Here is a 23,533-nt window from a genome sequence, read left to right as displayed (position 1 = left end):
AGAATGGGAGGGGCCGATTGCGGAGCAAGTCCGGCCGCAGCCGAGCCGTTCCCCTTAAGCACCCCCCGCTGCCATCGGCAGCGGGGGGTGCTTTTTTTTGAATCAGAGATCAGGATTCCCCATATGAGGAGAAATCGGATGCACCGTCCTTGTCGGTCCATGCCCTTCACTCCTCTCGGGCCGGCTATCCGTCAGGGCGCTCCACCGCTCCTGCAGCACCCGACAGGGAAGGCGGCTGAGCCGGATAGAGCCGCTTCCGCTGCGACTGCTGCTTCAACAGCTGCATCATCCCCTGCATCATGCTTAGAGTCTCTTGTGAGGCATGCAGAGGATGGGCAAGATTGCAGGCTTCAAGCGGATCGCAGGTCAGATTGTACAGCTCGAATTCGTCCGCGGCCGGCTTCGTTTTGATCTGCTTGACCCATGTGGAACACGTCCCGCAAGCCCTGTCTCCGACCGGCTGCATCGTTTCGTCCTGTATACCGGGCTCGCTCCAGAATTGAATATTGTCGAAATACCGGGAGAGCTTCCATATTTCCTTGCCGTTCTGTCTTTGCACCGCCGCGAGCACGGTCTCGATGTGGTTGGGCTGGACAACGGACGGATAGGGAGCTCCGAGCGGATTGGCTTGATGCTGGCCTCGGGTCGCATCGTCGTCGGTCATGAAATAGATCGGCTCATCCGGCAGGGCCTCGCGGGCCTGATCCCTGATCCAAGGAGCGAGATCGCGGCCGACGAAAGTTCTCACCTCGCTGAATTTCGTCTGCAGGCGCTGCTGAATCTCCAAGATATCTACATTCGCCAGTCCCAGCATCGTCGGCAGAAGATCGACATGGCTGGTCAGGGCATGGATATCCCGATGCTCGGGAATCAGCTGTTTATGATGGATGACCAAAGGAACATGGAGCATCTCCTCATAGGCGCAGTAAAATTTCTGATGGAGATTGCCGTGCGCGCCGAGCAGATCCCCGTGGTCGGATGTGAAAATAACGATGGTGTTGTCATAAAAGGAGGACTGGACGAGGGCGTCAACGACTTTCGCCATTTGGCGGTCGGCGTTTTTTTGGAGCTGGTAATACAGCTGGCGGTAGAAGGAGTTGTCGATGATGGGCTGCAGGGCTCTAGGGTAAATATCCCGATAGCTGGCTTGACAGCGCGGCTTGGCGGCCAGAGATTCGCTCAAGGTCGGCGGGGGAGCGACCGGGGGCATCGGCTCCACCTCGAAGCTGAAATCAGGCAGCTGCGCGGCAAGAGCGCCATATAAGACGATATCATGCGGATTCACGAAGGAGGCGACGATCAGCCAGGGCTCCATCTCCTTCTTTCCGTCCTTGCTGCGGTCGAGCGCTTCGATGAGCTCGGCGGCCTCCGTACCGTAAACCTCGTCGCGGCCGCTCAATCCGAATGCGGCGGAAGAAGCGGAGTTCCGAGGATTTTTCCCGTGCGGCTCCGGCCCGATCCAGCTGGAAAACCCGTAGCTTTCCAGGCGGCCGGCCTGTTCATAGACTCGTTCCTGTTCGGGATCGGGCACGCCGGTCAGCGGATCATAGCTGGGGAGGCTTTTATGCGTGCCCGGAATGGTGATGTCCGCGTTGGAAAGATGCCATTTTCCCTTGTAATAGGTCTGGTAGCCGGCTTCGCGGAAGTAATTGCCCATCGTCGGCACCGTATTGCTGTTCAGCCAATACATATCGGAGTCGAACGCGCTCTTCGCGATCCCGTCCGTCTGGCTGACGCCGTGAAGGGAGGGATAATGGCCGGTAAACAAGGTGGCGCGGCTGGGACAGCAGGCCGTGCTTCCAATATAATGCCGGTGAAATTCAAGCCCGTTGGCTCTCAAATACTCCTGGGCAGCAAGACTTTCCTTGCGCCAGGCCTTCAGCTCCTCGCTCTCGTAAATGGGAGGGTACCGTTCCTCGTCGACGAGCAGGACGAGGAAATTGGGTTTCTTCGTTGAACGGGAAGGCGCGGGGGCCTCATTCATGGAAACCACATCCTAGGTCAGGTCTTTAGTCGAGAATATGCCGCGGGGCAAAAAATCAGTAGCGGTTTGCCGCTGCCTGCAAAAATTCGCAGGAGGAGTCTTCCCTTGTTTATATTATCTTGATCTTCCGTGCCGGCAGCCCGGGCAACCGCCGGCAGGCGCAGTCTTATTCCCTGCCATCCGCCATATACATGTCTTAGGAGACTTGTACATCGGATTGGAGGCGGAAGGGTATGGGCATCGCGATCATGGCCGCGCTGGCGGCCGCATGGGCAGCGGGTTTCGTTTTGTTCCGCAGGAACAGCGTTCCAGCCGCGGACCGCTCTTTCCTTTTCGAGGGAAAGCTCTCCGTCGTCATCCCCGCCCGGAACGAAGAGACCAATCTGCCGCATCTGCTCCAATCGCTGCGGCATCAGAGCTGCCTTCCCTTCGAAATCATCGTCGTGGACGACGGGTCGGAGGACCGGACGCGGGCGATTGCAGAGAGCTTTGGAGCGAAGGTCGTCGTCAACGAGCCTTTGCCGCCCGGCTGGACCGGCAAGAACTGGGCCGTATGGAACGGATACCGGCATTGCGCGGGCGATTATATCGCCTTTCTGGATGCGGATGTCCGGCTTGCTCCCCATGCGCTGCATGATCTTCTGGCCGCCAGGGAGCGGGAGGGAGGAGCGGTGTCGGTCGTCCCTTACCACGAGACGGAGAAAACCTATGAGAGGCTGGCCCTGATTCCGAATCTGCTGGGCCTGTTCGCGTTTACTTCTCCCTTGGAGCGGGGCAATCCCGACAAGGGCTTTTATGGCTCGTGCATTCTGGCCAAGCGGGATGAATACGAAAGAGCGAAGGGGCATGAGGGCGTGCGCTCCGAGGTGATGGACGATCTGAAGCTTGGCGCGAAGTTCGTTCAAGCCGGCATTCCGGTCACGAATTATATCGGGAAGGGGGCCGTGTCGTTCCGGATGTACCCGGACGGCATCCGCAGCCAGCTCCAAGGCTTCGCCAAAGGAGCGATTCTCGGCACGGGCAAGCTGAGCCCGGGGACGACGCTGCTCGTCGCGCTCTGGCTCCTTGGCCTGCTTGCGGCGGAGGCGGCGCCATTTCTGCTCGGAACCTCTCTGGCGCTGCCCCTGGCGATCGGCTATGTGCTGTATACGGCGCAGCTGTTCGCTTTCCTCCGCTGCACGGGAAGGTTCGGATTTTGGATGCCGGCAATTCATCTGCTGAGCACGGTCTTTTTCGTCTTTGTCATGCTGTACTCGGTGTACCAGGTGGCGTTCTTCGGAAGCGTAGCCTGGAAGGGCAGGCGGGTAGCGGTAAGGAGGCGCGGCGAGCGATGATGCGGCTGCTGATGTGGACGGCGGGTTCATTCCTCTCCGGCTCGCTGATGTTCTCGTATTGGCTGGGACTGCTGGCGAAGCATGATTTGAAGGAAAAGGGAGACGGCAATCCGGGCGCATTGAACTTATGGAGAGCGGCCGGGTATGGATATGGCCTGACGGGCATCGCGCTTGATTTCCTCAAAGGATATTTGCCGGTATTGGCGCTGCTCCATTGGGGCGGCCTGACCGGCTGCAATCTTGTCTATCCGGCCGCAGCCGCCGTGCTGGGCCATATGTTCTCCCCCTTTGCCGGCTGGCGGGGAGGCAAGGCGATCGCGGTCACGTTCGGGGTGTGGAGCGCGCTGACGGGATTCGAGGCCTCGCTTGCTTATGCCGTCATTCTGGCTCTGCTGCTGGCCGGTTTCCGGTGGATCGGCAAGGGAAAGCCGTCCTCGGCATCTTCGGACGGCTTCCAGGTCGTGCTGGGAATGCTGCTGCTTTTGCTCTTCTTGATTCTCTGCCGCTATCCGGTGGAGCTGGCCGTGTTCTCCGGGGTGAACGCTGTGCTGCTGGCTTATTCGCATCGGAAGGAATTGCGGCGGTATATATTCCGGATGAAAACAGGACATCGAAGCAGCCAGAATTAAAGATGCTGGTTCTTAGCACCCAAAACGCTCTCTTTTTTTCAAAAAAGAAGGTAAATAGTCCCATGAGGGTGAACTAAAATCCTTATTACACCTATATCAGGAGGACTTATGGCTAGAACTTATCGGGCAGAGGGGCGTCAGCTTGCCAACTTGTTAAGAGGAGTTTTCGTACTTGGTGGACTGCTGCTGTATTTCAACCTACCGGGTCTTCATTGGGGCTTCTTCTTTGGAATCGTCATTGTTTCCGTACTCTTCGCAGAAATTCTGGGAACGATGTGGACGTCCAAGAGGCGTTCAGGAAAGCAAACCAAGCAAACCAAGCGAAAGGTTGCGGCTGGCCACTCGATTGCTGGCGTCTCCTCCAAGAAGCTTGGCGATAAAGAGCTCATTCAAGCGAAGATAGAAACCCTTTCGGGAACGGATTTTGAACGGCTTATGGAATTGTACTATACCGCTCAGGGATATTCGGTCCAAAGAGTAGGCGGTTCTGGCGATCATGAGGTCGATTTGATTCTGAAGGGCAAGGAAGGATACAAAATTGCGGTTCAGTGCAAGCGATGGAAGCGCGACGTCGGCAACGACATCGTACTGAGGCTCAAAGCGGGAAAACAGGTTCATGGATGCTATGATGCCTGGATCGTCACGACAAGCAACTTTACGAGAGCGGCAAAGGAAGCGGCCGAAAGGCTTAATATCAAACTGATCAATGGTCTGATCTTGCAGGACAAGCTGACAAAATGGAAGAGGAGCCTGAGGTAGGGCAGGGCCGCTGTTGTTAAATAAAGCCGCCCCCAGCAGTCGCTAGACTGTGATGGGTGCGGCTTTTTTTCAGGGCTTCAAATAACTCAGCAGGATATGCTTCAGAATCTGAAGCTGCTCGGCGGGATCAAGATCCTGCTCGATGACCAGGATGTTCTTCTGCAGCGACAGCTTGCGGGCGAAAATGCCGAAAGTGTTCATGACCGTTCTCAGCGTATCCTGAATCGGCAAGTCGGCGCGGATCGACCCGTCCTGCTTGCCCTGCTCGATGATCGTCGAGAATACGCCGGAGATTTTCCGGTAGACGGCGTTGAACATGCCGATGTCGTCCAGAGGCTCGGTGAACTGGGCGGCGTAGCTCTCGAAATTCTCCAGCAGCTTGACGCCGGAGCTGTCCTTGCGCTCCAGCAGCGCGATGGAGCTGTCGAAGAGAATCTCGAGCTTGCGCAGGCTTGTCTCCGGCTGCGCTGCAACGGCATGGAACTCTTGCAGCACTTCCTCCAGCATTTTGGTGGCGACCGCGACGACGAGCTTCTCTTTCTTGGGGAAAAAGCGGAAAACGGTGGCGACGCCCATTTGAGCCTGGGTAGCGACATCCTGCATCGTGGACTTGTCGATTCCTTTTCTCGTGAATACTTGCTCGGCTGCATCGATGACGGCTTGCAGGCGCCGCTGCCTCGTTTCGGGGTTCATGTTCAGGTATCACCTTCTCCGTCTTGATTCTATCCTCGTATTATAGCGCTCGATAATTGTGGCCACAACGTTGTCAAAGAATGGATAGAGCCGACCTAGTTCGCAATTCGGCCTCACCGGCTTGTCCGATGCATTTCGGAAATCGGCAACGTCCGCACGTAACGGATTCAACGAACAATAGAGGCGGTTCCTTTCGTCACGAGGGCGGTCATGGAAAATCGACATTACCGGCCGGACCGAGCCGTCCCGGCTCTCCTTTCAGATCGACGGCATCTCCGACAGCGTCGGCGGCGAAGGATATTTCGAAGCGTCGGCTTCGGGAGACGGCTTAACCCGGTTGACGGGTTATCTGGACATCTCCGGCAAGGGCGCCATGGGCTTCATGATGAACGGAGTCATGAAGACGTTTGTGCCCAAGACCGTCGATGAGCTGACACAGGCCGTGGCCGGCAAGCTCGTGGAAATCCATAGCGTTCCTTCTTGAACAATATCCCCGCCCCCGAAGAGGTCCTCTCTCACCGAGCATCCTCCGGCGCCCTGTCAGGGCGCTTTTTTGGCTTTGCCGCAGACGAGGCTGTAGCGGCGGCCGTAAGCTTTGGCGCAGCGGACGATGCGGCGGATGGCTGTCTGATCGTCCAGCTTTGTGAACGGGCATGGGTCCGGCCGAGTGTTGACTTCGAGAATCCACGGCTTCAGCTTGCGGTCGATGGCGATGTCGAGGCCGAGCTCGTTCATGGCCGGGTAAGCGCGGCCGAACTTGGCCGCTGTCAGCAGCGCCAGCCGGTCCATCCGCTTCAGCAGCCGGATCGTGCCGGCTTTGCCGGCAACGGGATCAAGCAAAGTCTTCGGCGCATAAATCGTGCCGCCCTGGCTGCCGTTAGAGACGATTTTGCCCGGACTGGCGACGCGTGCCGCCGTGCCGGTGCATGCCCAGCGGCCGGCGGGATTCCGCTGGATCATGATGCGGAAGTCGAACGGCCGTCCGCCATGCTTGAGCACGCGAATGCCCTTTTGCACGAGATAGCGCCTTGTGCCGGCCTGCCGCCGCATGGATGGGAACATGGCGGTTATGGATTTGAAGGCAAAGATTTTCTTTCCGCTTTGATAGCGGCAGCTTCCGCCATTTTTTTCTACGCGCATTACTCCGATTCCCATCGAGCCGGTATCGGGCTTGACGTAGACCATCCCGTACCGATCCAGCATCGAGGCGAGCGTCCCGCGGCTCAGCGGACGGGTGGAGGGAACATGCTTCCTCAGCTCGGCGCTGCGCAGCAGAAGGGCTGTTTTGGCCATTTTGCTGGAGACGGCTTGAATGCCGCCGCTTTTGGGCTTGCTCCCAGGAGCGGAGGGCGGGTTCTTCCGTCTGGTCTTATGGCTGTGCGGGACTGAACTTGTTCTGCTTTTGGCTGTATCCATGCCGTCTTTCCCCCTAGGGTAGAAGCTATATTCTCCATCCTATGTAGGGGCCGATGACCCGGTCTGGGCATCGGCCCCTGCACGGCCGGGGAACAGCGGGAAGGGCCCGGATTAAGGCGGGGCAGAGACTGGCTCCCGGCCATCCCGATTCCGGCATCCCCGACTCGGCTTCCCTGATCCCGGCCCAATCCCGGCCATCCCGACTCGGCCATCCCCGATTCGGCCCATCCCCGCTCCCGGCTATTGCCGATCTCGGCCATGCACCGAACGCTCGGACATGGTCCCGCGCTTGGCTTCCGCCTGCAGGCTCGATTCACCTCGGCAGGGGAATGGGCATACGATAGAGCGTCAATGTGGGCACACAGTTGAGGCGGGAGGATTTGCATATGGACAATCCGGGCGGCATTCGGGAAATCGTCGAAAGGATGAGGCATCGCTTTGCCTGGCTCGACGGGCTTATCGTCCAAGGATCGGGGCGGCCTGCAGGGGAAACGGGGGATATGGAGCTGCCGCTTCTGACGTCGTCCGTTCTTGAACGGTTTTATTACACGGACAGCACTCCTCTTGCCATGCAGCCGGGTATTCGCAGCTACCGGACGTCGGGAACGAGCTCGGGACGGCGCAAGACGATCTATTACTCGGAGCAGGACGAGGCCGACTATCTGCGGGTGAAGCTGGATGTCTTCCGGGACATTCTGGAGCCGTACGGGTACAAGACGGCCGTATCGGACATGGGGACCGGCCATGCGGAAGCGACGGCCGCCGAGGTGTTCCGGCAGCTCGGCATGACGGTGGAGTCGTTGTCTTTCCGGCTGCCGATCCGGCAGCATATCGAGTCGCTGGAGCGGCTGCGGCCGGAGGTGCTGTATACGATGCCCTCCATCCTGGACCGGCTGCTGGCTGCGGCCGGCGAGCCGGCGGCGCTCGGCATCCGGCATGTCATCCTTGTCGGCGAGACGGCGTCGCCGGGGTGGCGGAGCCAGGCCGCGCAGCGGCTTGGCATCGGCGAAGACAGAATCACGGATACGTACGGATCGATCGAGATCGGCACGATCGCATCCTATTCGCCTCGTTGCGGACGTTATCTGTTGGCGGATGGAATCATCGCCGAGGGGGTGAGCGCCGAAGAGCTCGGAGAGGGACTCCGGCCGCTATCCGAAGGGGAGCAGGTGCTCGTGCTGACCTCCTCCATCCGCGAAGCCTTTCCCGCGCTTCGCTACGTGACGTACGACGTCGTGCGCGATCTGAGGACCATCGACGTGGAGGGCGTGCCCCGGCAGAGCTTCCACAGCCTCGTGAAGCGGATCGGACCGGATCTCAAGCATGGCGAGAAGATCAGCATCTACGACATCGAGGACACGGTCTGCCGGCATCTCGGCAGCGCCAGCGTCCGCGTCGTTGTCGAAGGGAACTCGCTGCGGATCGCGGTCGACAGCGGGCAGGGAAGCGATGCCGCGCTTGAGCTCATCCGGCAGGAGCTGGAGAACCGGAATCCCGACATCGGGACGATGATCCGCAGCGGCATCCTGGGCGGAATCCAGGTCGTCCGGAAGTCGTTGGACGACACCGGAGAGCAGGGCTCGGTCAAGAACAAGAAAATCCATTACAGGCAAGGAGAATCCGGATGAAGCTGGACGGAGGCATCGCAGGCGCCATCGGGGGAACGCCGCTCATCCGGCTGGAGAGGCTGTTCCGTGACGAGCCGTTCGCCGTATTCGGCAAGCTGGAAGGCATGAACCCCGGCGGCAGCGCTAAGGACCGTCCGGCGCTGCATATGCTCCGGGAAGCCATCCGGCGCGGCGACGTGATCGAGGGGAGCACGGTCATCGAATCGAGCTCAGGCAATCTGGCCATCAGCCTGGCTCAGCTATGCCGCTTCTTGGGCATCCGTTTCATCTGCGTCGTCGATCCCCGGACGACCGACGCGCATAAGCGGATCATCCGGAGCCTCGGCGGAGAGATCGAGCTGGTCGAGCAGCCGGATGCCGCGACGGGTGAATTCCTGCCGGCGCGGATCGCCAGGGTGAAGGAGCTGCTCGGGACGATTTCGGATGCCTACTGGACGAACCAGTACGGCAACCCCGACAACGCCCGGTCGCATCAGGATACGACGATGAGGGAGATCGGAGACGAGCTCGGGAAGATCGACTATCTGTTTTGCGGGGTCAGCTCCTGCGGAACGATCCGCGGCTGCGCCGATTATATCCGCAGCCGAGGCTGGACGACGAAGGTCGTCGCGGTCGATGCGCAGGGCAGCATCCTGTTCGGCGGCAGCAGCGGTCCGCGCAGATTTCCCGGCCTCGGAGCGGCCATCGTGCCGGATCTGCACGGCGGCGATCTGGCGGATATCGTCGTCAAGGTGTCGGACGCCGATTGCGTCTGGGGCTGCCGCGAGCTGGCCCGGCGGGAAGCCATTCTCGCAGGAGCATCCTCCGGCGGCGTCCTGGCGGCGGTCCGGCGCCTCGCCGGCAGCATTCCGGCCGGGTCCATATGCGCGGCCATCCTGCCGGACAGAGGCGAACGGTATATGAGCTCGGTATTTGACGACGAGTGGGTGAAGCGGGAGCTCGAAATCGATCCGGATGCCTGGAATAGGGGGGATTAGACATGCTCTATCTCAATGACAGCCATATCACGGAAGCCGGTGTAGATTGGGTGAAGCTGGCCGGCATCGCGGAGGATGCCGTGCGGGCGATGGATCGAGGGGAATATGCCGCTCCGCTCAAGACCTATCTCCGGTTTCCCGAACCGGGCAACCGGATCATCGCGACCCCGGCTTATCTGGGCGGACCGCATCCTTTGGCAGGCATCAAATGGATCGCCGGATTTCCCGGCAACATCAAGAACGGCCAGCCGCGGGCGCATAATGCGATCATCCTGAACGATCCGGAGAACGGCCTGCCGCTCGCCTTCCTCCGGTGCAACCTGCTCAACGGCCTGCGCGCGGCCGCGGTGAGCGGGGTCATGCTCCGGGCCTATGCCGATTCGAGGCCGGATCAGGACATTCGGCTCGGCATCATCGGCTGGGGTCCGATCGGCCGCCTGCATCTCGACATGTGCGCCGCCTTGCTCGGCAGCCGCCTGAAGGAGATCACGCTGTACGACCTGCGGGATATCGATCCGCAGAGCGTGCCGGAGGCTGTGCGCGGGAGGACGGCAATCGCCTCGGATTGGCGTAAGCTTTACCGCCGGTCCAGCGTGATCGCGACATGCACGGTATCGGCAGAGCGGTACATCGACGAGCCGGCTGCTCCGGGCTCGCTGCTGCTGAACGTGTCGCTGCGGGATTTCAAGCCGGAGGGCGTCGCGGGCGTCCGCGCCGTCATCGTGGACGACTGGCGGGAGGTATGCCGCGAGAACACGGACATCGAGCTGCTGCATCTTCGGCACGGACTCAGGGAAGAGGATGTCCGAACGCTTGCGGATCTCGTCTGCCGGGACGCCTTGGCCGAATTTTCGGGAGAGACCGTATTTTTCAACCCGATGGGTCTGGGAATATTCGATATCGCGATCGCCGGTCATTTTTGCCGGGAAGCCGTGAAGCGGGGGCTGGGCATCGAATTGCCCTGAAGGCTGGGAAGCGGCCGATGGCGGTGGAGCCGTAGGAAGGGAAGCAGGCCGGCAAGGCGGCGATCGTCGACCCTGGAGCGGCAAGGCCCTCATGAATGCCGACTGCCAAAATCGGGGTGCTGGTATAGGTGGGGGGGCTATGGTAAACTGGAAATCAAAAAGGGCGTGATGCGATGGATGAGCTCCAGCAGGATACGAACAAGCATGAATCATGCGAGGCGGACGGACGCAAAAGCCATCACTCCGAGAAGACCAAAAGCAATCTCATCAGCCGCCTCAACCGGATCGAGGGCCAGGTCCGCGGTCTCAAGGGCTTGATCGAGAAGGATGTCTACTGCGATGACGTCCTCAATCAGATCTCTTCGGTCCAATCCGCCCTGAACGGCGTGGGCAGGCTGCTTCTGGAGCATCATATGAAGAGCTGCGTCATCGAGCGCATCCAGGACGGCGAGAGCGAGGTCATCGACGAGCTTCTGGTCACCATCAACAAATTGATGAAATAACCGGGATTCGAGAGAATCCTTTTTCTATGCCGTTCGATATAGGGGTGGGGGGTATAAGTTTTAATTGACTGAATATAGGGTAGAGGGGTATAGTAAACGTAAGAATAAGGCCGCTGAATGATGGCAATAAAGGAACTAAGCGAGGTGTCCGCAAGTGGAAGCATCCAAACAGCCTATGGAGCAAACGACGCTGCAGCTGACCGGCATGACCTGCGCGGCTTGCGCGAACCGGATCGAGAAAGGGTTGAACAGGCTGGAGGGCGTCGCGGAAGCGAACGTGAACTTTGCTCTGGAAAGAGCGACGGTGACCTACGATCCCGATCAGGTGACCGTGCCCCAGCTGCAGCAGACGATCCGCAAGCTCGGATACGATACCGCCATGCAGACGGCGGATCTCCAGCTCGTCGGCATGTACTGCGCGGCCTGCGCCGTGCGCATCGAGAAGACGCTGAACAGAACGCCGGGCGTAACCGGGGCGGCCGTGAACTTTGCCCTCGAGAGCGCAAGGGTGGAATACAATCCGGCGGCCGTATCGGTCGCGGATCTGCAAGCGAGAGTAGCCAAGCTGGGCTACGAGGCCATCCCCAGGCAGGAGGTCGCCGATCCATCCGAGCTCCGGCAGCAAGCCGTCGCGCGCCAGAAGCGCAAGCTGCTCCTGTCGGCGATTCTATCGCTCCCGCTGCTGTGGTCGATGGCGGGGCACTTCTCCTTCCTGTCCTGGATTCCGATGCCGGAGCTGTTCATGAACCCGTGGTTCCAGCTTGCGCTGGCGGCCCCGGTCCAATTCTACATCGGCAAGCAGTTTTACGTCGGGGCTTTCAAAGCCCTTCGCAACCGGAGCGCCAATATGGACGTCCTAGTGTCCCTCGGAACTTCGGCGGCTTACTTCTACAGCCTATATCTGACCGTCGAATGGGCGCGGATGGGCGGCATGGCCCATCACGGTCCGCAGATGTATTACGAGACCAGCGCCGTGCTCATCACGCTCGTCCTTCTCGGCAAGCTGTTCGAGTCGCTGGCGAAGGGCCGCACGTCCGAAGCGATCAAGACGCTGATGGGGCTGCAGGCCAAGACAGCGCTCGTCATCCGGGACGGAGCCGAGACGCAGGTCGCGATCGAGGAAGTGCTCGGCGGCGACATCGTCGTCGTGAAGCCGGGCGAGAAAGTCCCCGTCGATGGCGAAGTGCTGGAAGGCAGCTCCTCCGTCGACGAATCAATGCTGACGGGAGAGAGCATTCCGGTGGAGAAGAATGCCGGAGACCTCGTCATCGGCGCGACGGTCAACAAGAACGGACGGCTCAAGATCAGGGCGACCAAGGTCGGCAAAGAAACGGCGCTGGCCCGGATCATCAAGGTCGTCGAGGAAGCGCAAGGCTCCAAAGCCCCGATTCAGCGGGTCGCGGACGTCATTTCCGGCATTTTCGTTCCTATCGTCGTCGGCATCGCCGTTATCGCCTTCGTGATCTGGTATGTCTGGGTAACACCGAGTAATGTCGCCGAAGCGCTGGAGAAGGCGATCGCCATCCTCGTCATAGCCTGCCCATGCGCCCTCGGCCTGGCGACGCCTACGTCCATCATGGCGGGCTCCGGCCGTGCCGCAGAGCTGGGCGTTCTGTTCAAGGGCGGCGAGCATTTGGAATCCACCCATGCAATCGACGCCGTCATCCTCGACAAGACGGGCACCGTGACGAAGGGCATGCCGGAGCTGACGGATGTCGTCGTCGCCAGCCATATGGAGGAGCGGGAGTTCCTCCGTCTTGTCGGAGCTGCGGAGAAGAGCTCGGAGCATCCGCTTGCGGAAGCGATCGTCTCGGGTATCGAGGCGCGCGGCATTTCCATCCCTGCCGCGAGCGGGTTCGAGGCGATTCCGGGCTACGGAATCCGGGCTGTCGTGGAAGGGCATGAAATTCTGGCCGGCACGCGGAGACTTATGGAGAGGCACGGCATCTCCGCCGACCAGGCTATGGCCTCGATGGAGAGGCTGGAGGAAGAGGGCAAGACGGCGATGCTGATCGCGGCGGACGGGCGGTATGCGGGCTTGGTCGCGGCGGCGGATACGATCAAGGAAACGTCGGCTGCGGCGGTAGCGCGGCTGAAGGCGATGGGCATCGACGTCATCATGGTCACAGGCGACAACGAGCGCACGGCTAGGGCCGTCGCCAGGCAGGCGGGAATCGATCAAGTCCGGGCCGAGGTGCTGCCGGAAGGCAAGGCCGAGGAAGTGAAGAGGCTGCAGGCCGAGGGCAAAAAGGTCGCGATGGTCGGAGACGGCATCAACGACGCTCCCGCGCTTGCCGCGGCGGATATCGGAATGGCCATCGGCACCGGAACGGACGTGGCGATGGAAGCCGCCGACGTTACGCTCATGCGCGGAGATCTGAACAGCATCGCCGACGCGATCGCCATGAGCCGCCGGACGATGGGCAATATCCGCCAGAATCTGTTCTGGGCGCTCGGCTACAATACGCTCGGCATCCCGGTGGCCGCTCTTGGCCTGCTGGCTCCATGGATTGCCGGAGCGGCGATGGCGCTCAGCTCCGTCTCGGTCGTGCTGAACGCCCTTCGTCTGCAGCGGATGAAGGTGTAGAGCCCGCAGCGGGACGGGATGGATGCAAGGGCGCAGCTTGTTTGGATGATTGGAATTTTCGCAGAAAGGATTGAATCCATGATGAAACGGTTGAAGCTTGCAGCCATGCTGATCGTCGCGGCCGCCGTTATGTCCGCTTGCGGCTCCAAGACGGTCCGCCAAGAGGGAGGCCATGGCTCGATGAACATGAATACGGAGCCGAATGCCCATGACTCGATGAACATGAATATGGAGCCGGAGCCGAATGCCCATGACTCGTCCGACGCTTCCGCCGGACATGCCCATCCGGGCGGCGAAAGGAAAGGGGCAGCCGCCGATGCCTCCGATGTGAAGGCCGAGTGGACGCTGGCGGGCGGCGGCCAGCCGGAGGCCAGGCGGGAGACGCTCATCCGGGTCGCCATTACAAGCGGCGGCAAGCCGGTCGAGCAGTTCGACACCGCCCATGAGCAGAAGCAGCATATGATCATCGTGAGCAAGGACCTGTCTTACTTCAGCCACATCCATCCGGAGTACAAGGGCGGAGGCGTCTTTGAAATCGCGACGGAATTTCCGGCCGGCGGAGAGTACAAGCTGATCGCCGACTTCGTGCCGGCGGGCGGCAGCGCGATGAGCAGGATGCAGTGGGTGTCGATAGGCGGAGCTGCGGATAAGGCCAAGCCGATCGAGCCGGACGGCGACCTGACCAAGGTCGTGGACGGCAAGGAAATCGCCCTCTCGATCGACGGCCTGGCCGCCGGAGAGGAAGCCATGCTGACGTATACGATTGCGGACGCCCGGACCGAAAAGCCGGTCACGGACCTTCAGCCATACCTCGGCGCGGTCGGCCATGTCGTCATCCTGACCGCGGACGCGGAGAGCTACCTGCATGTGCATCCGATGGACGAGAAGGCATCCGGGCCGGAAGCCCGGTTCATGACGACGTTCCCGAAGAGCGGGATCTACAAAATATGGGGCCAGTTCAAGCGCGGCGGCGAAGTGTTCACCGTGCCGTTCATCATCAAGGTTCCTTGACGCAAGAGAACAAGATGGCCGAAACCAACGAAAAGCCCGGATTCCGCATGTGGAATCCAGGGCTTTTTGCATGAATGGGCGGATCCTCTGGCCTTCCGGACTCTATTATCATGTATAATAGGCGGATACATACTGCCTGACAGGGGGACTTTGCTTCCTATGCCATCTTCCGCCCGAGCCCCGATCCGCAACGTAGGCATCTTCGCCCACGTCGATGCGGGCAAAACGACGACAACGGAACATATCTTATATGAAAGCGGACGGATCCGCGCTCTCGGAAGCGTGGATGCGGGCACCGCGCAGACCGATTCGCTCGACGTGGAGCGGGAGCGGGGAATCTCGGTGCGCGCGGCGGCGACGCGATTCGTCCATCGGGGCGTGCAGGTCAACCTCGTCGACACTCCGGGCCATGTGGATTTCCTCTCGGAGGTGGAGCGCTCGCTGCGCGTCATGGACGGCGCCGTGCTGGTCGTATCCGCGGTGGAAGGCGTGCAGCCGCAGACCGAAGTCATCTGGCAGGCTCTGCGCAGCCTGCAGATTCCGACCGTGTTCTTCATCAATAAGCTGGACCGCATCGGAGCCGATCCGCTGGAGGCTCTTGCGGGCATCCGCAGGCTGCTGACCGCCGGAGCAGTGCCTGTCCAGGCTCCGCATGGGCTGGAGGAGCATTTTACGAGGAGCCCCGGTCTGCTGCCTGATCTCGACGGCCATGCAGCTAGAGGAGCGGACGCCTTGTCCGACGATCAGCGGCCGTATTTGGAGCTGCTGACGGAAACGGTCGCCGAGAGCCGCGAGGACCTGCTCGAACGCTATCTGGAGCAGGGCGGGGTCGATGCCGCGGAGCTTGCCGACCGGCTTGCAGCCGGCGCCGCCGGGGCGGAGCTGTTCCCCGTGCTGTTCGGCGCGGCGAGCCGCGGCATCGGCATCGCCGCCCTTATGGACGCCATCGTCAGATGGCTCCCCGAGGCCGGCGGAGACAGCGGCGCACCGGTATCCGGCCTCGTGTTCAAGCTGGAGAAGGATCCCGCCATGGGCCGCATCGCTTACGTGCGCCTCTACGGCGGCACGCTCCGCAACCGGGATTCCGTCTACAACAAGACCCAGGACATCCAGGAGAAGATTACCCAGATTCGGATCGTCGACATGCGGAGGTCCGAAGACGCCGGCATTCTGGAGGCTGGCGACGTGGCGGCGGTGTACGGCCTCAGCCGGGCGCGCATCGGAGATATTCTGGGCACGGACGCGGACGTTCCGGGGAGCCTGCGGATGGCCGTGCCGCTGCTGACGGTGCAGGCGCGATGGAAGAACGAGGCCGACTATCCGAAGGTCGTGGCCGCTTTCCAGGAGCTGGCCGACGAGGACCCGCTGCTCGATCTCCAGTGGATTCCGGAGGATCGGGAGCTGCATCTGAAGGTCATGGGTCCGATTCAGATCGAAGTGCTGGCTTCCGTCGCCAAAAGCCGGTTCGGGCTCGATGTCTCCTTCGACCCGCCATCCGTCATCTACAAGGAGACGCCGGCGGCAGCCGGAGAAGGCTTTGTCGCTTATACGATGCCCAAGCCGTGCTGGGCGATTCTCCGGTTCCGCATCGAGCCGGCCCCGCGCGGCAGCGGCTTGCAGTATCGTTCCCTGGCCAAGCCGGAGCGGCTGCTCGGCAGCTATCAGAACGAGGTGGAGCGGCGCGTTCCCGAGGCGCTCCAGCAAGGGCTGCACGGCTGGGAAGTCACCGACCTCAACGTGACGCTGCTGGAAGGGGAGCATCATGTGTGGCATACGCATCCTCTGGACTTCGTGGTCGCCACACCCATGGGGATCATGGACGGCCTTGCCAATGTCGGGACCAAGCTGCTGGAGCCGCTGCTGAGCTTCCGCTTGTCCGTGCCGGAGGAGTTCGGCGGCAAGCTGATGAACGAGCTCATCGCGATGCGAGGGGAGTTCGAGCCGCCTGTGCTGAGCGGCGAGCGCATGGAGCTGGAAGGCTTGCTGCCGGTCGCCACCTCCCTGGACTTCCCGGCCCGGCTCGGGTCGCTGACCAAAGGCCGCGGCACGCTGTCGGCCTCCTTCTCGGGATACCGGGAGGCGCCGGCCGAGGTTCAGGCGGAGCGCAAGCGCCGCGGCGTGAATCCGCTGGATCAGTCCCGCTACATCCTCGCCGTTCGCAATGCGCTGTCGCAGCAGGGCTGACGGCTGCAGCCCGCTGTCGCGGACCGGAACGGAGAAGGCGGTTTCGGCAGGCGGCAGGGCGAGGCCGCCTGCTTTGCCGAAGCCTGAACGCGCGATAGCCGGAAAGAAGCGCGCAGGAAAGCCGGCCCAAGCCGATTTCTTCATTTTCCGCAAATTTACAAATCAAAGCTTTGCTATCTGCGATTAGGTGTGTTATACTTAACAAATCGTATATGAGACGTTAAGGGTCACGTATTTGAAGGGGCCGCTTTCGCTGCCTTTTCCGATGGGTGATCTTTTTAAGATCATACATGCAAATAAACATTTTGGAGGTAACACAAATGCAAACAGGTACAGTTAAATGGTTCAACGCAGAAAAAGGTTTCGGTTTCATCGAAGTTGAGGGCGGCGAAGACGTATTCGTACACTTCAGCGCTATCACTGGCGAAGGCTTCAAAACTCTTGACGAAGGCCAACGCGTTGAATTCAACGTTGTTCAAGGCCAACGCGGCCTGCAAGCTGCAGACGTAGTAAAAGTATACTAATCATCGCCAGCGCCCTGCTAGATGCAGGGCCTTTTTGTTAGATTCATAGAGGAGGAGGTAGTGTTTCCATGTACTATTCCCGAAAGAAGACGCAAGAAGAACTGCCCACCGAGATGACCCCCGTCTGGACTTGTTCCAAAGACGGCTGCAATGGATGGATGCGGAAGGATTACGCTTTCGAGCAAGAGCCGGTCTGCTCCATCTGTTCTTCTCCGATGACCTCGGGCATGCGAGACCTACCCGTCCTTATGGAATCGACCAGCGCCCTGCAGGCGGCCAAGAAAAAAGCGGCTGCCAGCCAGCAGGAAACGTAGGGATTCGGCAGAGATGCCGCAAGGAGGAGACCCGATATCCGTCGGGTCTTTTTTTGCGTGGAGGAGACTGCCGCTTTGGAGGGACGGTCATGGACTTTCGTTTGGCGGAAAAGAAGGATTATGCGGCGGTGGCCGCATTGAACAAGCAAGTATTCGACTTTCATGCGGATGCCAGACCGGACCTGCATCGCAAGGTGGAAGGCCAGTTCACCCGGGCCGTCTACGAAGGATGGCTCAACGACGGGGCGATAGACGTCATGGTGCTGGCAGCCGACGGCGGGAGCCTGCTCGGATATGCCGCCCTCGAGTGGCAGGAGGCGCCGGACAGACCGGTGTTCCAGCCGAGGAAGACGGTGTTCGTCCGGGATCTGGTCGTGAACGAGGAACATCGCGGACTCGGACTCGGCTCCAGGCTGATGGAGCAGGTCATCCTCTACGCCCGCGCCAAGGGCGCCGATGCGGTCGATCTCAACGTCTTCGAGTGCAACCCTTCGGCTATCCGCTTCTATGAACGGCAGGGGTTCCGGACCAAGACCCGGATCATGGAGTTCATTTTGGACGAGCAGGAGAAGTGAATGAAGGTGCGGCAGCTTCCAGGATTTTTTTCGGAGGCTGTCTTTTTTTGCTTTCCTTGCTTCTTGCAATGGGCAACAGGCGGGCGGCGGGCATTGAACAAGCGATCCGAATCCACGATTGACACTGATCCCCATCTGGGATTACGATACCAGATAACTAATTCCAACTAAGCGCAGCGGAATATAAGAAAAAAGGGGCCGGTCAGATGAACATCGAGAACATCGAGGCGTTTGTTTATGTCCATCACTACGGCAGCTTCAACAAGGCTGCCGAAGCCTTGTACTTGTCGCAGCCTTCGGTGACGGCCCGCATCCAGACGCTTGAACGCGAGCTGGACAGCCGTCTCTTCGACCGCCAAGCGAAGCAGATCGCGCTGACCGATAAGGGGAAGCAGTTCCTTCCTTACGCGCAGCAGATTCTCCAGACGTTCCGCAAGGGCAAGCTCCATATCCAGCAGAGACGGGCGATGCCGGGAGAGCTGCGGATCGGGAGCACGGTGTCCGTGTCGAATTATTTGATTCCCGACTTGCTGCCGCTCCTGCAGGAACGGTTCCCCCGGCTGACGTTCAAGCTGACGACGGGCACATCCGACGAGCTGGCGGCCAAGCTGCTGGCCAAGGAGCTGGATCTCGCCTTTGTCCGCAGGCTTGCCCATCCCTCCCTCCAATCCATTCCCCTATACGAGGATCCCATCAAGCTGTACGTGCATGAAGACCATCCCTTCGCCGGCAGAGGCATCATTCCGATCGAGGAGATCGGCTCGCAGAAGCTGATCTTCTTTGAATGCGGCTCGCTGGACTGGCAGCGGGTCCATCGCGTCTTCGAGAGCCTGGAGCATCCCCCCGACATCGTTTTCCAAGCCGATAATTCCGAGACGGCCAAAAAACTGGTCATGCACCGTGCAGGCATCTGTTTCCTGCCGGGCATCTGCGTTCGCCGCGAAGTCGGCGAAGGCCGCCTGATTCCCGTTGAAGTCAAGGAAATCGCAGGCATCTCCCTCCATACAAGCCTCATCGCCCCAGCCGGAGAGAACATCGAGATCGTGGAAGCGATCCGAGGGTTCCGTCCGCTGCTGGAGCTGTAGCCCCGCGCGTTAATGGAGCTGGAGCTGTAGCCCCGCCCGTTGCCGGCGCCGGAGCAAAAAGCCGGCTCAGCCGTGCGTTCCACGCCCGCAGCAATAGCCGGCTTCAGCCCTCTCCAGCCGTGAGTTCCTCGCGCCGCAAAATTCATGCGTTCCATCAACCGCACCCATTGGTCCGCAGACGGGGCCACAGCATTCGTCCGCTCCTTGCTCCGGGCGCCGAGGCCTGTCCTTCAGCAAGTCGGCATCGTCTTCGGCACTTTCTATCGACGAATAGATCTTCTCTATTAGCCGTCGCCGGCAGGCGATGGTACAGTGGAACAAACACAATCCTTACTAAATGCATGGGAATTATCAATTATTAATGTGCCGGACAGGAGGAGAAGTCCATGGGGGAAATATTCCGCAAAGCCGTCAAGCGGGACGCCGAGCGTCTCCAGGAGGTCGTTTACGGAGCTTATGCGCAGATTCGCGAGCTCGAGCTCCGCTGGCCTGCCGCGCATGCGGATGTGGAGCTGATCGAGGCCAACATCGAGGCCAATGACTGTTACGTGCTGGAGCTTGACGGAGTGATCGCCGCGACGATCACGCTGAACAGAGAGCCTTTGCCGGAATCGTTCGGGAGGCTTCCGTTCCTGAAATGGTTCGCGGCGGCTCCTGAATTCCAGGGTGCGGGGCTGGGAGGCAGGCTGCTGGATTGGGTGGAAAATCAGGTCATTCGCGATGGGCTGCACGAGCCGGCCGTGACGCTGGCGACCGCCGAGAAGCACCCGTGGCTGCTCTCCATGTACGAGCGCAGAGGCTACAAGCGGTTTCAGGCGTTCGATTCCGGCAACGGCGACGGCACGATGCATCTGCTCCGCAAGGAAGTCGGGTCCGCCTTCGAGCCTGTCTGAGCTGCACGCAGATCGTCGCTGGATGACAGACGTGGAGACCGGCTGTTTCAGCTTGATTCGCCTTCAAGCCGATATGCCCGAAGCCATTTTGATTTTGATTTCGATTGTCGATAAGGGGGATTTTTCATGAAAAAGAAAACGGCCGGCGTATCCGCCGCCATCCTGCTGACGCTGCTGCTGGCGGCATGCGGAGCCAAAGAAAACGGTGCGGAGGGGGTCAAGGCCGCTTCCGCAGGCCAGGAGACTTCCGCGCCGGTGAAGAAGATCATCGTCGGCACGGGAACGCAGTTCCCGAAAGTATGCTTTATCGATGAAAACGGCAAGCTGACCGGCTTCGACGTGGAGCTGGTGCGCGAGATCGACAAGCGGCTGCCCCAGTATGAGTTCGAGTTCCAGACGATGGAGTTCAAGAGCATTCTGCTGAGCCTGGACGCGAAGAAAATCGATTTTGCCGCCCATGAATTCGAGAAGAATCCGGAGCGGGAAGAAAAATATCTGTTCAATAAGGTGCCTTACGCCCACTGGCGCAACAAGATCATCGTCGCCAAGGACAACAACGACCCCATCGAGTCGCTCGACGACCTGAAGGGCAAGAAGTTCATTACCGGCGCGACAAGCGCGGAAGCCCAGATCCTGCTCAACTACAACAAGGAGCATGGCGACGCGCTCAAGATCGTCTACTCCAGCGGAGCGGCCAACGATACCGTGAGCCAGATCACGACGGGCCGCGTGGACGCGGCTGTCGGAGCGGACTTCTCCCTGTCGCTCATCGATCCGCAGCGCAAGCTCAAGACGGTGGGCAATCCGCTCAGCGAAGCCGATATCCTGTTCGTCTTCCGCAAGGGCGAGCCGGAGTCGCAGAAGCTGTCCGACGACATCGACAAGGCGCTGGAGGAAGTGAAGGCCGACGGAACGCTGGCCAAGCTCAGCGAGCAATGGCTCGGAGGCGACTTTACGGAGGACAGCGCGAGCAAGTAAGCCATCGCGCGGAGAGGAGGGGATGGGAATGGGCGGCTTGCCGTTTGAATTCTCCTACGTGCTGAAATTTATTCCGAAGCTGGCATCGACGCTGAACGTGACTCTGCTCATCGTGGGCGGCTCGCTTCTGACGGGCCTGCTGGCGGGCCTGCTCGCCGCGCTGCCCCGCCTGTACCGCATTCCGGTGCTGGAGCAGCTGTCCAAGGCGTATGCCTCGTTCTTCCGGGGGACGCCGATTCTCATCCAGCTGTTCCTCTTCTATTATGGGCTGCCGGAGGTGCTGAAGTGGATCGGCATCGACGTCTCTAAAACGCCTGTGCTCGTCTTCGTCATCCTGACCTACGGCCTCCATACCGGGGCTTACGTCTCGGAGACGATCCGGGCCTCCATCCTGGCGGTGGACCGGGGGCAGGTGGAGGCGGCGTACTCGATCGGCATGCGGGGCCATCAGGCGTTCGCGAGAATCGTGGCGCCGCAGGCGCTAGCGATCGCCGTGCCGGTGTTTTCCAATATGATTCTGGCGCTGCTCAAGGACACGTCGCTCGCCTTCACGCTCGGCGTCATGGAGATGACCGGCAAGGCGCAGACGCTCGCTTCGCTCACGCAGCATTTTTTCGAGGCGTATCTGGCGCTGGCCTTCGTTTATTTCGTCCTTGCTTTCGTGCTGGAAAAGCTGCTGCTGCACGGCGAGAAGAGGCTGCTCCGGCATGAGCGCGGCTCCGAAGCGGCCGCAAGCAAATTCCGCCTGCGGAGGCGGGTCTCGCTCAGGCAGCTGGCGGCGGAGCTGAAGGGAGGCACGCCCTCATGAACCTGGATCCCTCCTTTATTTGGACCGCTTTTCTCGAGCTGCTGCCGGCTGTGCCGACAACGCTCATCCTGACGCTCGTATCCGTCGTCTGCGGACTGTCGGCAGGAACCGCGCTCGCTCTGCTCCGCTATTTCCGCGTTCCGATTCTGGGCCGGCTGGCGGCAGGTTATGTGACGGTCATTCGCGGCACTCCGATGCTGACACATCTGCTGCTCATCTACGCGGGGCTGCCGCTTCTGATCGACGGGCTGTCGCAGCAGTACGGCTGGGGATGGAATTCGGCCCAAATTCCGATGATCGGCTTCGCGTTCCTGTCCTTCTCGGTGACCGCTTCCGCTTACGGCTCGGAGGTGATCCGCTCCGGCCTCCTGTCCGTGAACCGCGGCCAGCTGGAAGCGGCGCTGTCGGTCGGCATGACGACGGCGCAGGCGCTGCGGCGGATCGTGTTCCCGCAGGCGCTGGCGGCAAGCGTGCCGAACTTGTCCAACTTCGTCATCGGCATGATGCATGCCTCGACGCTCGCGTTTGTCGTGTCGGTCGTCGACATCAATGCGCAAGCGGAAATCGTCGCCTCGACGAACTGGAAGTTCTTCGAAGCCTTCCTCGCGGCGGCGGCCATCTTCTGGGGGCTGACCATCGTGCTGGAGAGGATATCCGCGCTGGTCGAGCGGCGGATCAATCTGTACAACCGGGGAGGCGTCGCATGATCAAGCTGAAGGGAATCAAGCTGTCGTTCGGCCGGCATGAGGTGCTGAAGGGCATCGACCTGCAGGTGGAGAAGGGCGAGGTGGTCGCGATACTGGGGCCGAGCGGCTCGGGCAAGACGACGCTGCTCCGCTGCCTGAACTATCTCGAGAAACCGGGCGAGGGCAGCATCCATATCGCCGGCTTCTCGACCGACTTCCGATCGATCAGCCGCAAGGATATTCACGAGCTGCGCCGGAAGACAGCGATGGTATTCCAGCAATACAACCTGTTCCGGCATAAGACCGCGCTGGAGAACGTAATGGAAGGGCTGCTGGTCGCCCGCAAGCTTCCGAAGGCGGAAGCCCGCGAGCGCAGCATCCGGCTGCTGGAGAAGGTCGGGCTCGGCGAGAAGCTGGACGCCTACCCGAGCCAGCTGTCCGGAGGCCAGCAGCAGCGGGTCGGCATCGCCCGGGCGCTGGCGCTGGAGCCGGAGGTCATCCTGTTCGACGAGCCGACCTCGGCGCTCGATCCCGAGCTCGTCGGGGAGGTGCTGGCGGTCATCCGCCGCATCGCCAGGGAAGGCATCACGATGATCGTCGTGACGCATGAGATGGGTTTCGCCCAGGACGTGGCGAACCATGTCGTGTTCATGGACGGCGGCGTCATCGTCGAGGAAGGACCTCCGGTGGAGCTGTTCCGCAATCCGAAGGAAGAGCGCACGCGCCAGTTCCTGAAGCGGATCACGCCGGAGGCCAGCTATACGATTTAGCCGTGCAGATCTGAGGCGTGGGCATGCAAGGCGGGGAACTGGAACGAGAGAACAAAATAGAAAGCAAGATAGAGAACAAGAAGAGGGTCTGAGAGCAAGAAAAAGCAAGCAGAAAGCAAGGCAGAGAAAACAAAGAGTTAGAGAAAAGGGCAGAAAGCAAGGAAAAGACCAAGGCAGAGAGCAAGGCAGAAAGCAAAGCAGAGAGCAAGGCAGAGAGCAAGGCAGAGAGC

Annotated in this window: 23 protein-coding genes; 20 read left to right on the top strand and 3 right to left on the bottom strand. The window is 60.5% G+C overall.

Annotated features, from left to right (window positions below; translation table 11 throughout):
* Window positions 1-184 precede the first annotated feature (184 nt).
* Window positions 185-1,984, bottom strand: coding sequence for a sulfatase family protein (locus PHU01S_RS20165; RefSeq protein ID WP_048746115.1), 1,800 nt, complete (start codon window positions 1,982-1,984; stop codon window positions 185-187).
* A 233-nt stretch (window positions 1,985-2,217) separates the two neighbouring features.
* Between PHU01S_RS20165 and PHU01S_RS20160 the strand changes: the two genes are divergently transcribed.
* The 3 genes from PHU01S_RS20160 to PHU01S_RS20150 all read left to right on the top strand — a co-directional run bounded on the left by PHU01S_RS20160 (window position 2,218) and on the right by PHU01S_RS20150 (window position 4,706).
* Entirely contained in the window at window positions 2,218-3,318 is a 1,101-nt protein-coding gene (locus PHU01S_RS20160) for a glycosyltransferase family 2 protein (RefSeq protein WP_021878112.1), read from the top strand.
* Window positions 3,315-3,947, top strand: a complete 633-nt coding sequence (locus PHU01S_RS20155; protein WP_021878111.1) for a glycerol-3-phosphate acyltransferase — start codon at window positions 3,315-3,317, stop codon at window positions 3,945-3,947. The genes PHU01S_RS20160 and PHU01S_RS20155 overlap by 4 nt, the downstream gene beginning before the upstream one ends.
* Window positions 3,948-4,055: 108 nt before the next feature.
* A complete protein-coding gene (locus PHU01S_RS20150; protein WP_048746113.1) occupies window positions 4,056-4,706 on the top strand; it encodes a restriction endonuclease in 651 nt (216 codons plus the stop codon).
* 69 nt (window positions 4,707-4,775) lie between these two features.
* On the opposite strand, the gene PHU01S_RS20145 is transcribed toward PHU01S_RS20150, so the two are convergent.
* Entirely contained in the window at window positions 4,776-5,399 is a 624-nt protein-coding gene (locus PHU01S_RS20145) for a TetR/AcrR family transcriptional regulator (protein WP_048746111.1), read from the bottom strand.
* A gap of 337 nt (window positions 5,400-5,736) precedes the next feature.
* Here PHU01S_RS20145 and PHU01S_RS25910 point away from each other — a divergent pair, with 337 nt between their 5' ends.
* Complete coding sequence (locus tag PHU01S_RS25910; protein WP_157053990.1) at window positions 5,737-5,883, top strand: hypothetical protein; 147 nt, start codon at window positions 5,737-5,739, stop codon at window positions 5,881-5,883.
* A gap of 56 nt (window positions 5,884-5,939) precedes the next feature.
* Here PHU01S_RS25910 and PHU01S_RS20140 read toward each other — a convergent pair whose 3' ends face one another.
* Window positions 5,940-6,692 carry a YheC/YheD family protein gene (locus PHU01S_RS20140; protein WP_164763136.1) on the bottom strand — a complete coding sequence of 251 codons (753 nt, stop codon included), beginning with the start codon at window positions 6,690-6,692 and terminating at the stop codon, window positions 5,940-5,942.
* A 509-nt stretch (window positions 6,693-7,201) separates the two neighbouring features.
* On the opposite strand from PHU01S_RS20140, the gene PHU01S_RS20135 reads away from it, so the two are divergent.
* The 16 genes from PHU01S_RS20135 to PHU01S_RS20060 all read left to right on the top strand — a co-directional run bounded on the left by PHU01S_RS20135 (window position 7,202) and on the right by PHU01S_RS20060 (window position 23,303).
* Window positions 7,202-8,443: a phenylacetate--CoA ligase family protein gene (locus PHU01S_RS20135; protein WP_048746109.1), complete on the top strand. Its 1,242-nt coding sequence runs from the start codon at window positions 7,202-7,204 to the stop codon at window positions 8,441-8,443.
* Window positions 8,440-9,420: a 2,3-diaminopropionate biosynthesis protein SbnA gene (sbnA, locus tag PHU01S_RS20130; RefSeq protein ID WP_127509570.1), complete on the top strand. Its 981-nt coding sequence runs from the start codon at window positions 8,440-8,442 to the stop codon at window positions 9,418-9,420. Before PHU01S_RS20135 ends, sbnA begins: the two co-directional genes overlap by 4 nt.
* Before the next feature lie 2 nt (window positions 9,421-9,422).
* Window positions 9,423-10,385, top strand: coding sequence for a 2,3-diaminopropionate biosynthesis protein SbnB (locus PHU01S_RS20125; protein ID WP_127509567.1), 963 nt, complete (start codon window positions 9,423-9,425; stop codon window positions 10,383-10,385).
* 173 nt (window positions 10,386-10,558) lie between these two features.
* Window positions 10,559-10,888 carry a metal-sensitive transcriptional regulator gene (locus tag PHU01S_RS20120; RefSeq protein ID WP_021878103.1) on the top strand — a complete coding sequence of 110 codons (330 nt, stop codon included), beginning with the start codon at window positions 10,559-10,561 and terminating at the stop codon, window positions 10,886-10,888.
* Window positions 10,889-11,063: 175 nt separating this feature from the next.
* Window positions 11,064-13,475 carry a heavy metal translocating P-type ATPase gene (locus PHU01S_RS20115; protein WP_127509564.1) on the top strand — a complete coding sequence of 804 codons (2,412 nt, stop codon included), beginning with the start codon at window positions 11,064-11,066 and terminating at the stop codon, window positions 13,473-13,475.
* A 78-nt stretch (window positions 13,476-13,553) separates the two neighbouring features.
* Window positions 13,554-14,486, top strand: coding sequence for a DUF8832 domain-containing protein (locus PHU01S_RS20110; RefSeq protein ID WP_127509561.1), 933 nt, complete (start codon window positions 13,554-13,556; stop codon window positions 14,484-14,486).
* A 159-nt stretch (window positions 14,487-14,645) separates the two neighbouring features.
* Complete coding sequence (locus PHU01S_RS20105) at window positions 14,646-16,670, top strand: elongation factor G (RefSeq protein WP_127509558.1); 2,025 nt, start codon at window positions 14,646-14,648, stop codon at window positions 16,668-16,670.
* Between the two features lie 320 nt (window positions 16,671-16,990).
* Window positions 16,991-17,194 (top strand): cold-shock protein, encoded by a 204-nt coding sequence (locus PHU01S_RS20100; RefSeq protein ID WP_048744382.1) that lies wholly within the window; start codon window positions 16,991-16,993, stop codon window positions 17,192-17,194.
* A gap of 68 nt (window positions 17,195-17,262) precedes the next feature.
* Window positions 17,263-17,508, top strand: a complete 246-nt coding sequence (locus PHU01S_RS20095) for a cold-shock protein (RefSeq protein ID WP_048744384.1) — start codon at window positions 17,263-17,265, stop codon at window positions 17,506-17,508.
* An 89-nt stretch (window positions 17,509-17,597) separates the two neighbouring features.
* Complete coding sequence (locus PHU01S_RS20090; RefSeq protein ID WP_048744386.1) at window positions 17,598-18,083, top strand: GNAT family N-acetyltransferase; 486 nt, start codon at window positions 17,598-17,600, stop codon at window positions 18,081-18,083.
* A 206-nt stretch (window positions 18,084-18,289) separates the two neighbouring features.
* Complete coding sequence (locus PHU01S_RS20085) at window positions 18,290-19,168, top strand: LysR family transcriptional regulator (protein WP_127509554.1); 879 nt, start codon at window positions 18,290-18,292, stop codon at window positions 19,166-19,168.
* Between the two features lie 386 nt (window positions 19,169-19,554).
* A complete protein-coding gene (locus PHU01S_RS20080) occupies window positions 19,555-20,061 on the top strand; it encodes a GNAT family N-acetyltransferase (protein ID WP_127509551.1) in 507 nt (168 codons plus the stop codon).
* 126 nt (window positions 20,062-20,187) lie between these two features.
* The gene (locus tag PHU01S_RS20075; RefSeq protein WP_127509548.1) at window positions 20,188-21,039 is read left to right on the top strand and encodes a transporter substrate-binding domain-containing protein; all 852 of its coding nucleotides are present in this window, start codon (window positions 20,188-20,190) and stop codon (window positions 21,037-21,039) included.
* 28 nt (window positions 21,040-21,067) lie between these two features.
* On the top strand, window positions 21,068-21,847 hold the full coding sequence (locus PHU01S_RS20070; RefSeq protein ID WP_049868740.1) for an amino acid ABC transporter permease: 780 nt from the start codon (window positions 21,068-21,070) through the stop codon (window positions 21,845-21,847).
* Window positions 21,844-22,554 (top strand): amino acid ABC transporter permease, encoded by a 711-nt coding sequence (locus tag PHU01S_RS20065; RefSeq protein ID WP_127509545.1) that lies wholly within the window; start codon window positions 21,844-21,846, stop codon window positions 22,552-22,554. The genes PHU01S_RS20070 and PHU01S_RS20065 overlap by 4 nt, the downstream gene beginning before the upstream one ends.
* A complete protein-coding gene (locus tag PHU01S_RS20060) occupies window positions 22,551-23,303 on the top strand; it encodes an amino acid ABC transporter ATP-binding protein (RefSeq protein WP_048744393.1) in 753 nt (250 codons plus the stop codon). Before PHU01S_RS20065 ends, PHU01S_RS20060 begins: the two co-directional genes overlap by 4 nt.
* The last annotated feature ends 230 nt before the right edge of the window (window positions 23,304-23,533 follow it).

This window comes from Paenibacillus humicus NBRC 102415 (assembly GCF_004000905.1).
GTDB lineage: Bacteria > Bacillota > Bacilli > Paenibacillales > Paenibacillaceae > Paenibacillus_O > Paenibacillus_O humicus.
The sequence above is the reverse complement of the archived record's forward strand: the minus strand, read 5'-3'. Positions and strand labels throughout refer to the sequence as shown.

Excerpts from the sequence above, each read along its gene's own strand:
- PHU01S_RS20165 (WP_048746115.1), bottom strand. The coding sequence starts at position 1,984 with ATGAATGAGGCCCCCGCGCCTTCCCGTTCAACGAAGAAACCCAATTTC.
- PHU01S_RS20160 (WP_021878112.1), top strand. The coding sequence starts at position 2,218 with ATGGGCATCGCGATCATGGCCGCGCTGGCGGCCGCATGGGCAGCGGGT.
- PHU01S_RS20155 (WP_021878111.1), top strand. The coding sequence starts at position 3,315 with ATGATGCGGCTGCTGATGTGGACGGCGGGTTCATTCCTCTCCGGCTCG.
- PHU01S_RS20150 (WP_048746113.1), top strand. The coding sequence starts at position 4,056 with ATGGCTAGAACTTATCGGGCAGAGGGGCGTCAGCTTGCCAACTTGTTA.
- PHU01S_RS20145 (WP_048746111.1), bottom strand. The coding sequence starts at position 5,399 with ATGAACCCCGAAACGAGGCAGCGGCGCCTGCAAGCCGTCATCGATGCA.
- PHU01S_RS20140 (WP_164763136.1), bottom strand. The coding sequence starts at position 6,692 with ATGGCCAAAACAGCCCTTCTGCTGCGCAGCGCCGAGCTGAGGAAGCAT.
- PHU01S_RS20135 (WP_048746109.1), top strand. The coding sequence starts at position 7,202 with ATGGACAATCCGGGCGGCATTCGGGAAATCGTCGAAAGGATGAGGCAT.
- sbnA (WP_127509570.1), top strand. The coding sequence starts at position 8,440 with ATGAAGCTGGACGGAGGCATCGCAGGCGCCATCGGGGGAACGCCGCTC.
- PHU01S_RS20125 (WP_127509567.1), top strand. The coding sequence starts at position 9,423 with ATGCTCTATCTCAATGACAGCCATATCACGGAAGCCGGTGTAGATTGG.
- PHU01S_RS20120 (WP_021878103.1), top strand. The coding sequence starts at position 10,559 with ATGGATGAGCTCCAGCAGGATACGAACAAGCATGAATCATGCGAGGCG.
- PHU01S_RS20115 (WP_127509564.1), top strand. The coding sequence starts at position 11,064 with ATGGAGCAAACGACGCTGCAGCTGACCGGCATGACCTGCGCGGCTTGC.
- PHU01S_RS20110 (WP_127509561.1), top strand. The coding sequence starts at position 13,554 with ATGATGAAACGGTTGAAGCTTGCAGCCATGCTGATCGTCGCGGCCGCC.
- PHU01S_RS20105 (WP_127509558.1), top strand. The coding sequence starts at position 14,646 with ATGCCATCTTCCGCCCGAGCCCCGATCCGCAACGTAGGCATCTTCGCC.
- PHU01S_RS20100 (WP_048744382.1), top strand. The coding sequence starts at position 16,991 with ATGCAAACAGGTACAGTTAAATGGTTCAACGCAGAAAAAGGTTTCGGT.
- PHU01S_RS20095 (WP_048744384.1), top strand. The coding sequence starts at position 17,263 with ATGTACTATTCCCGAAAGAAGACGCAAGAAGAACTGCCCACCGAGATG.
- PHU01S_RS20090 (WP_048744386.1), top strand. The coding sequence starts at position 17,598 with ATGGACTTTCGTTTGGCGGAAAAGAAGGATTATGCGGCGGTGGCCGCA.
- PHU01S_RS20085 (WP_127509554.1), top strand. The coding sequence starts at position 18,290 with ATGAACATCGAGAACATCGAGGCGTTTGTTTATGTCCATCACTACGGC.
- PHU01S_RS20080 (WP_127509551.1), top strand. The coding sequence starts at position 19,555 with ATGGGGGAAATATTCCGCAAAGCCGTCAAGCGGGACGCCGAGCGTCTC.
- PHU01S_RS20075 (WP_127509548.1), top strand. The coding sequence starts at position 20,188 with ATGAAAAAGAAAACGGCCGGCGTATCCGCCGCCATCCTGCTGACGCTG.
- PHU01S_RS20070 (WP_049868740.1), top strand. The coding sequence starts at position 21,068 with ATGGGCGGCTTGCCGTTTGAATTCTCCTACGTGCTGAAATTTATTCCG.
- PHU01S_RS20065 (WP_127509545.1), top strand. The coding sequence starts at position 21,844 with ATGAACCTGGATCCCTCCTTTATTTGGACCGCTTTTCTCGAGCTGCTG.
- PHU01S_RS20060 (WP_048744393.1), top strand. The coding sequence starts at position 22,551 with ATGATCAAGCTGAAGGGAATCAAGCTGTCGTTCGGCCGGCATGAGGTG.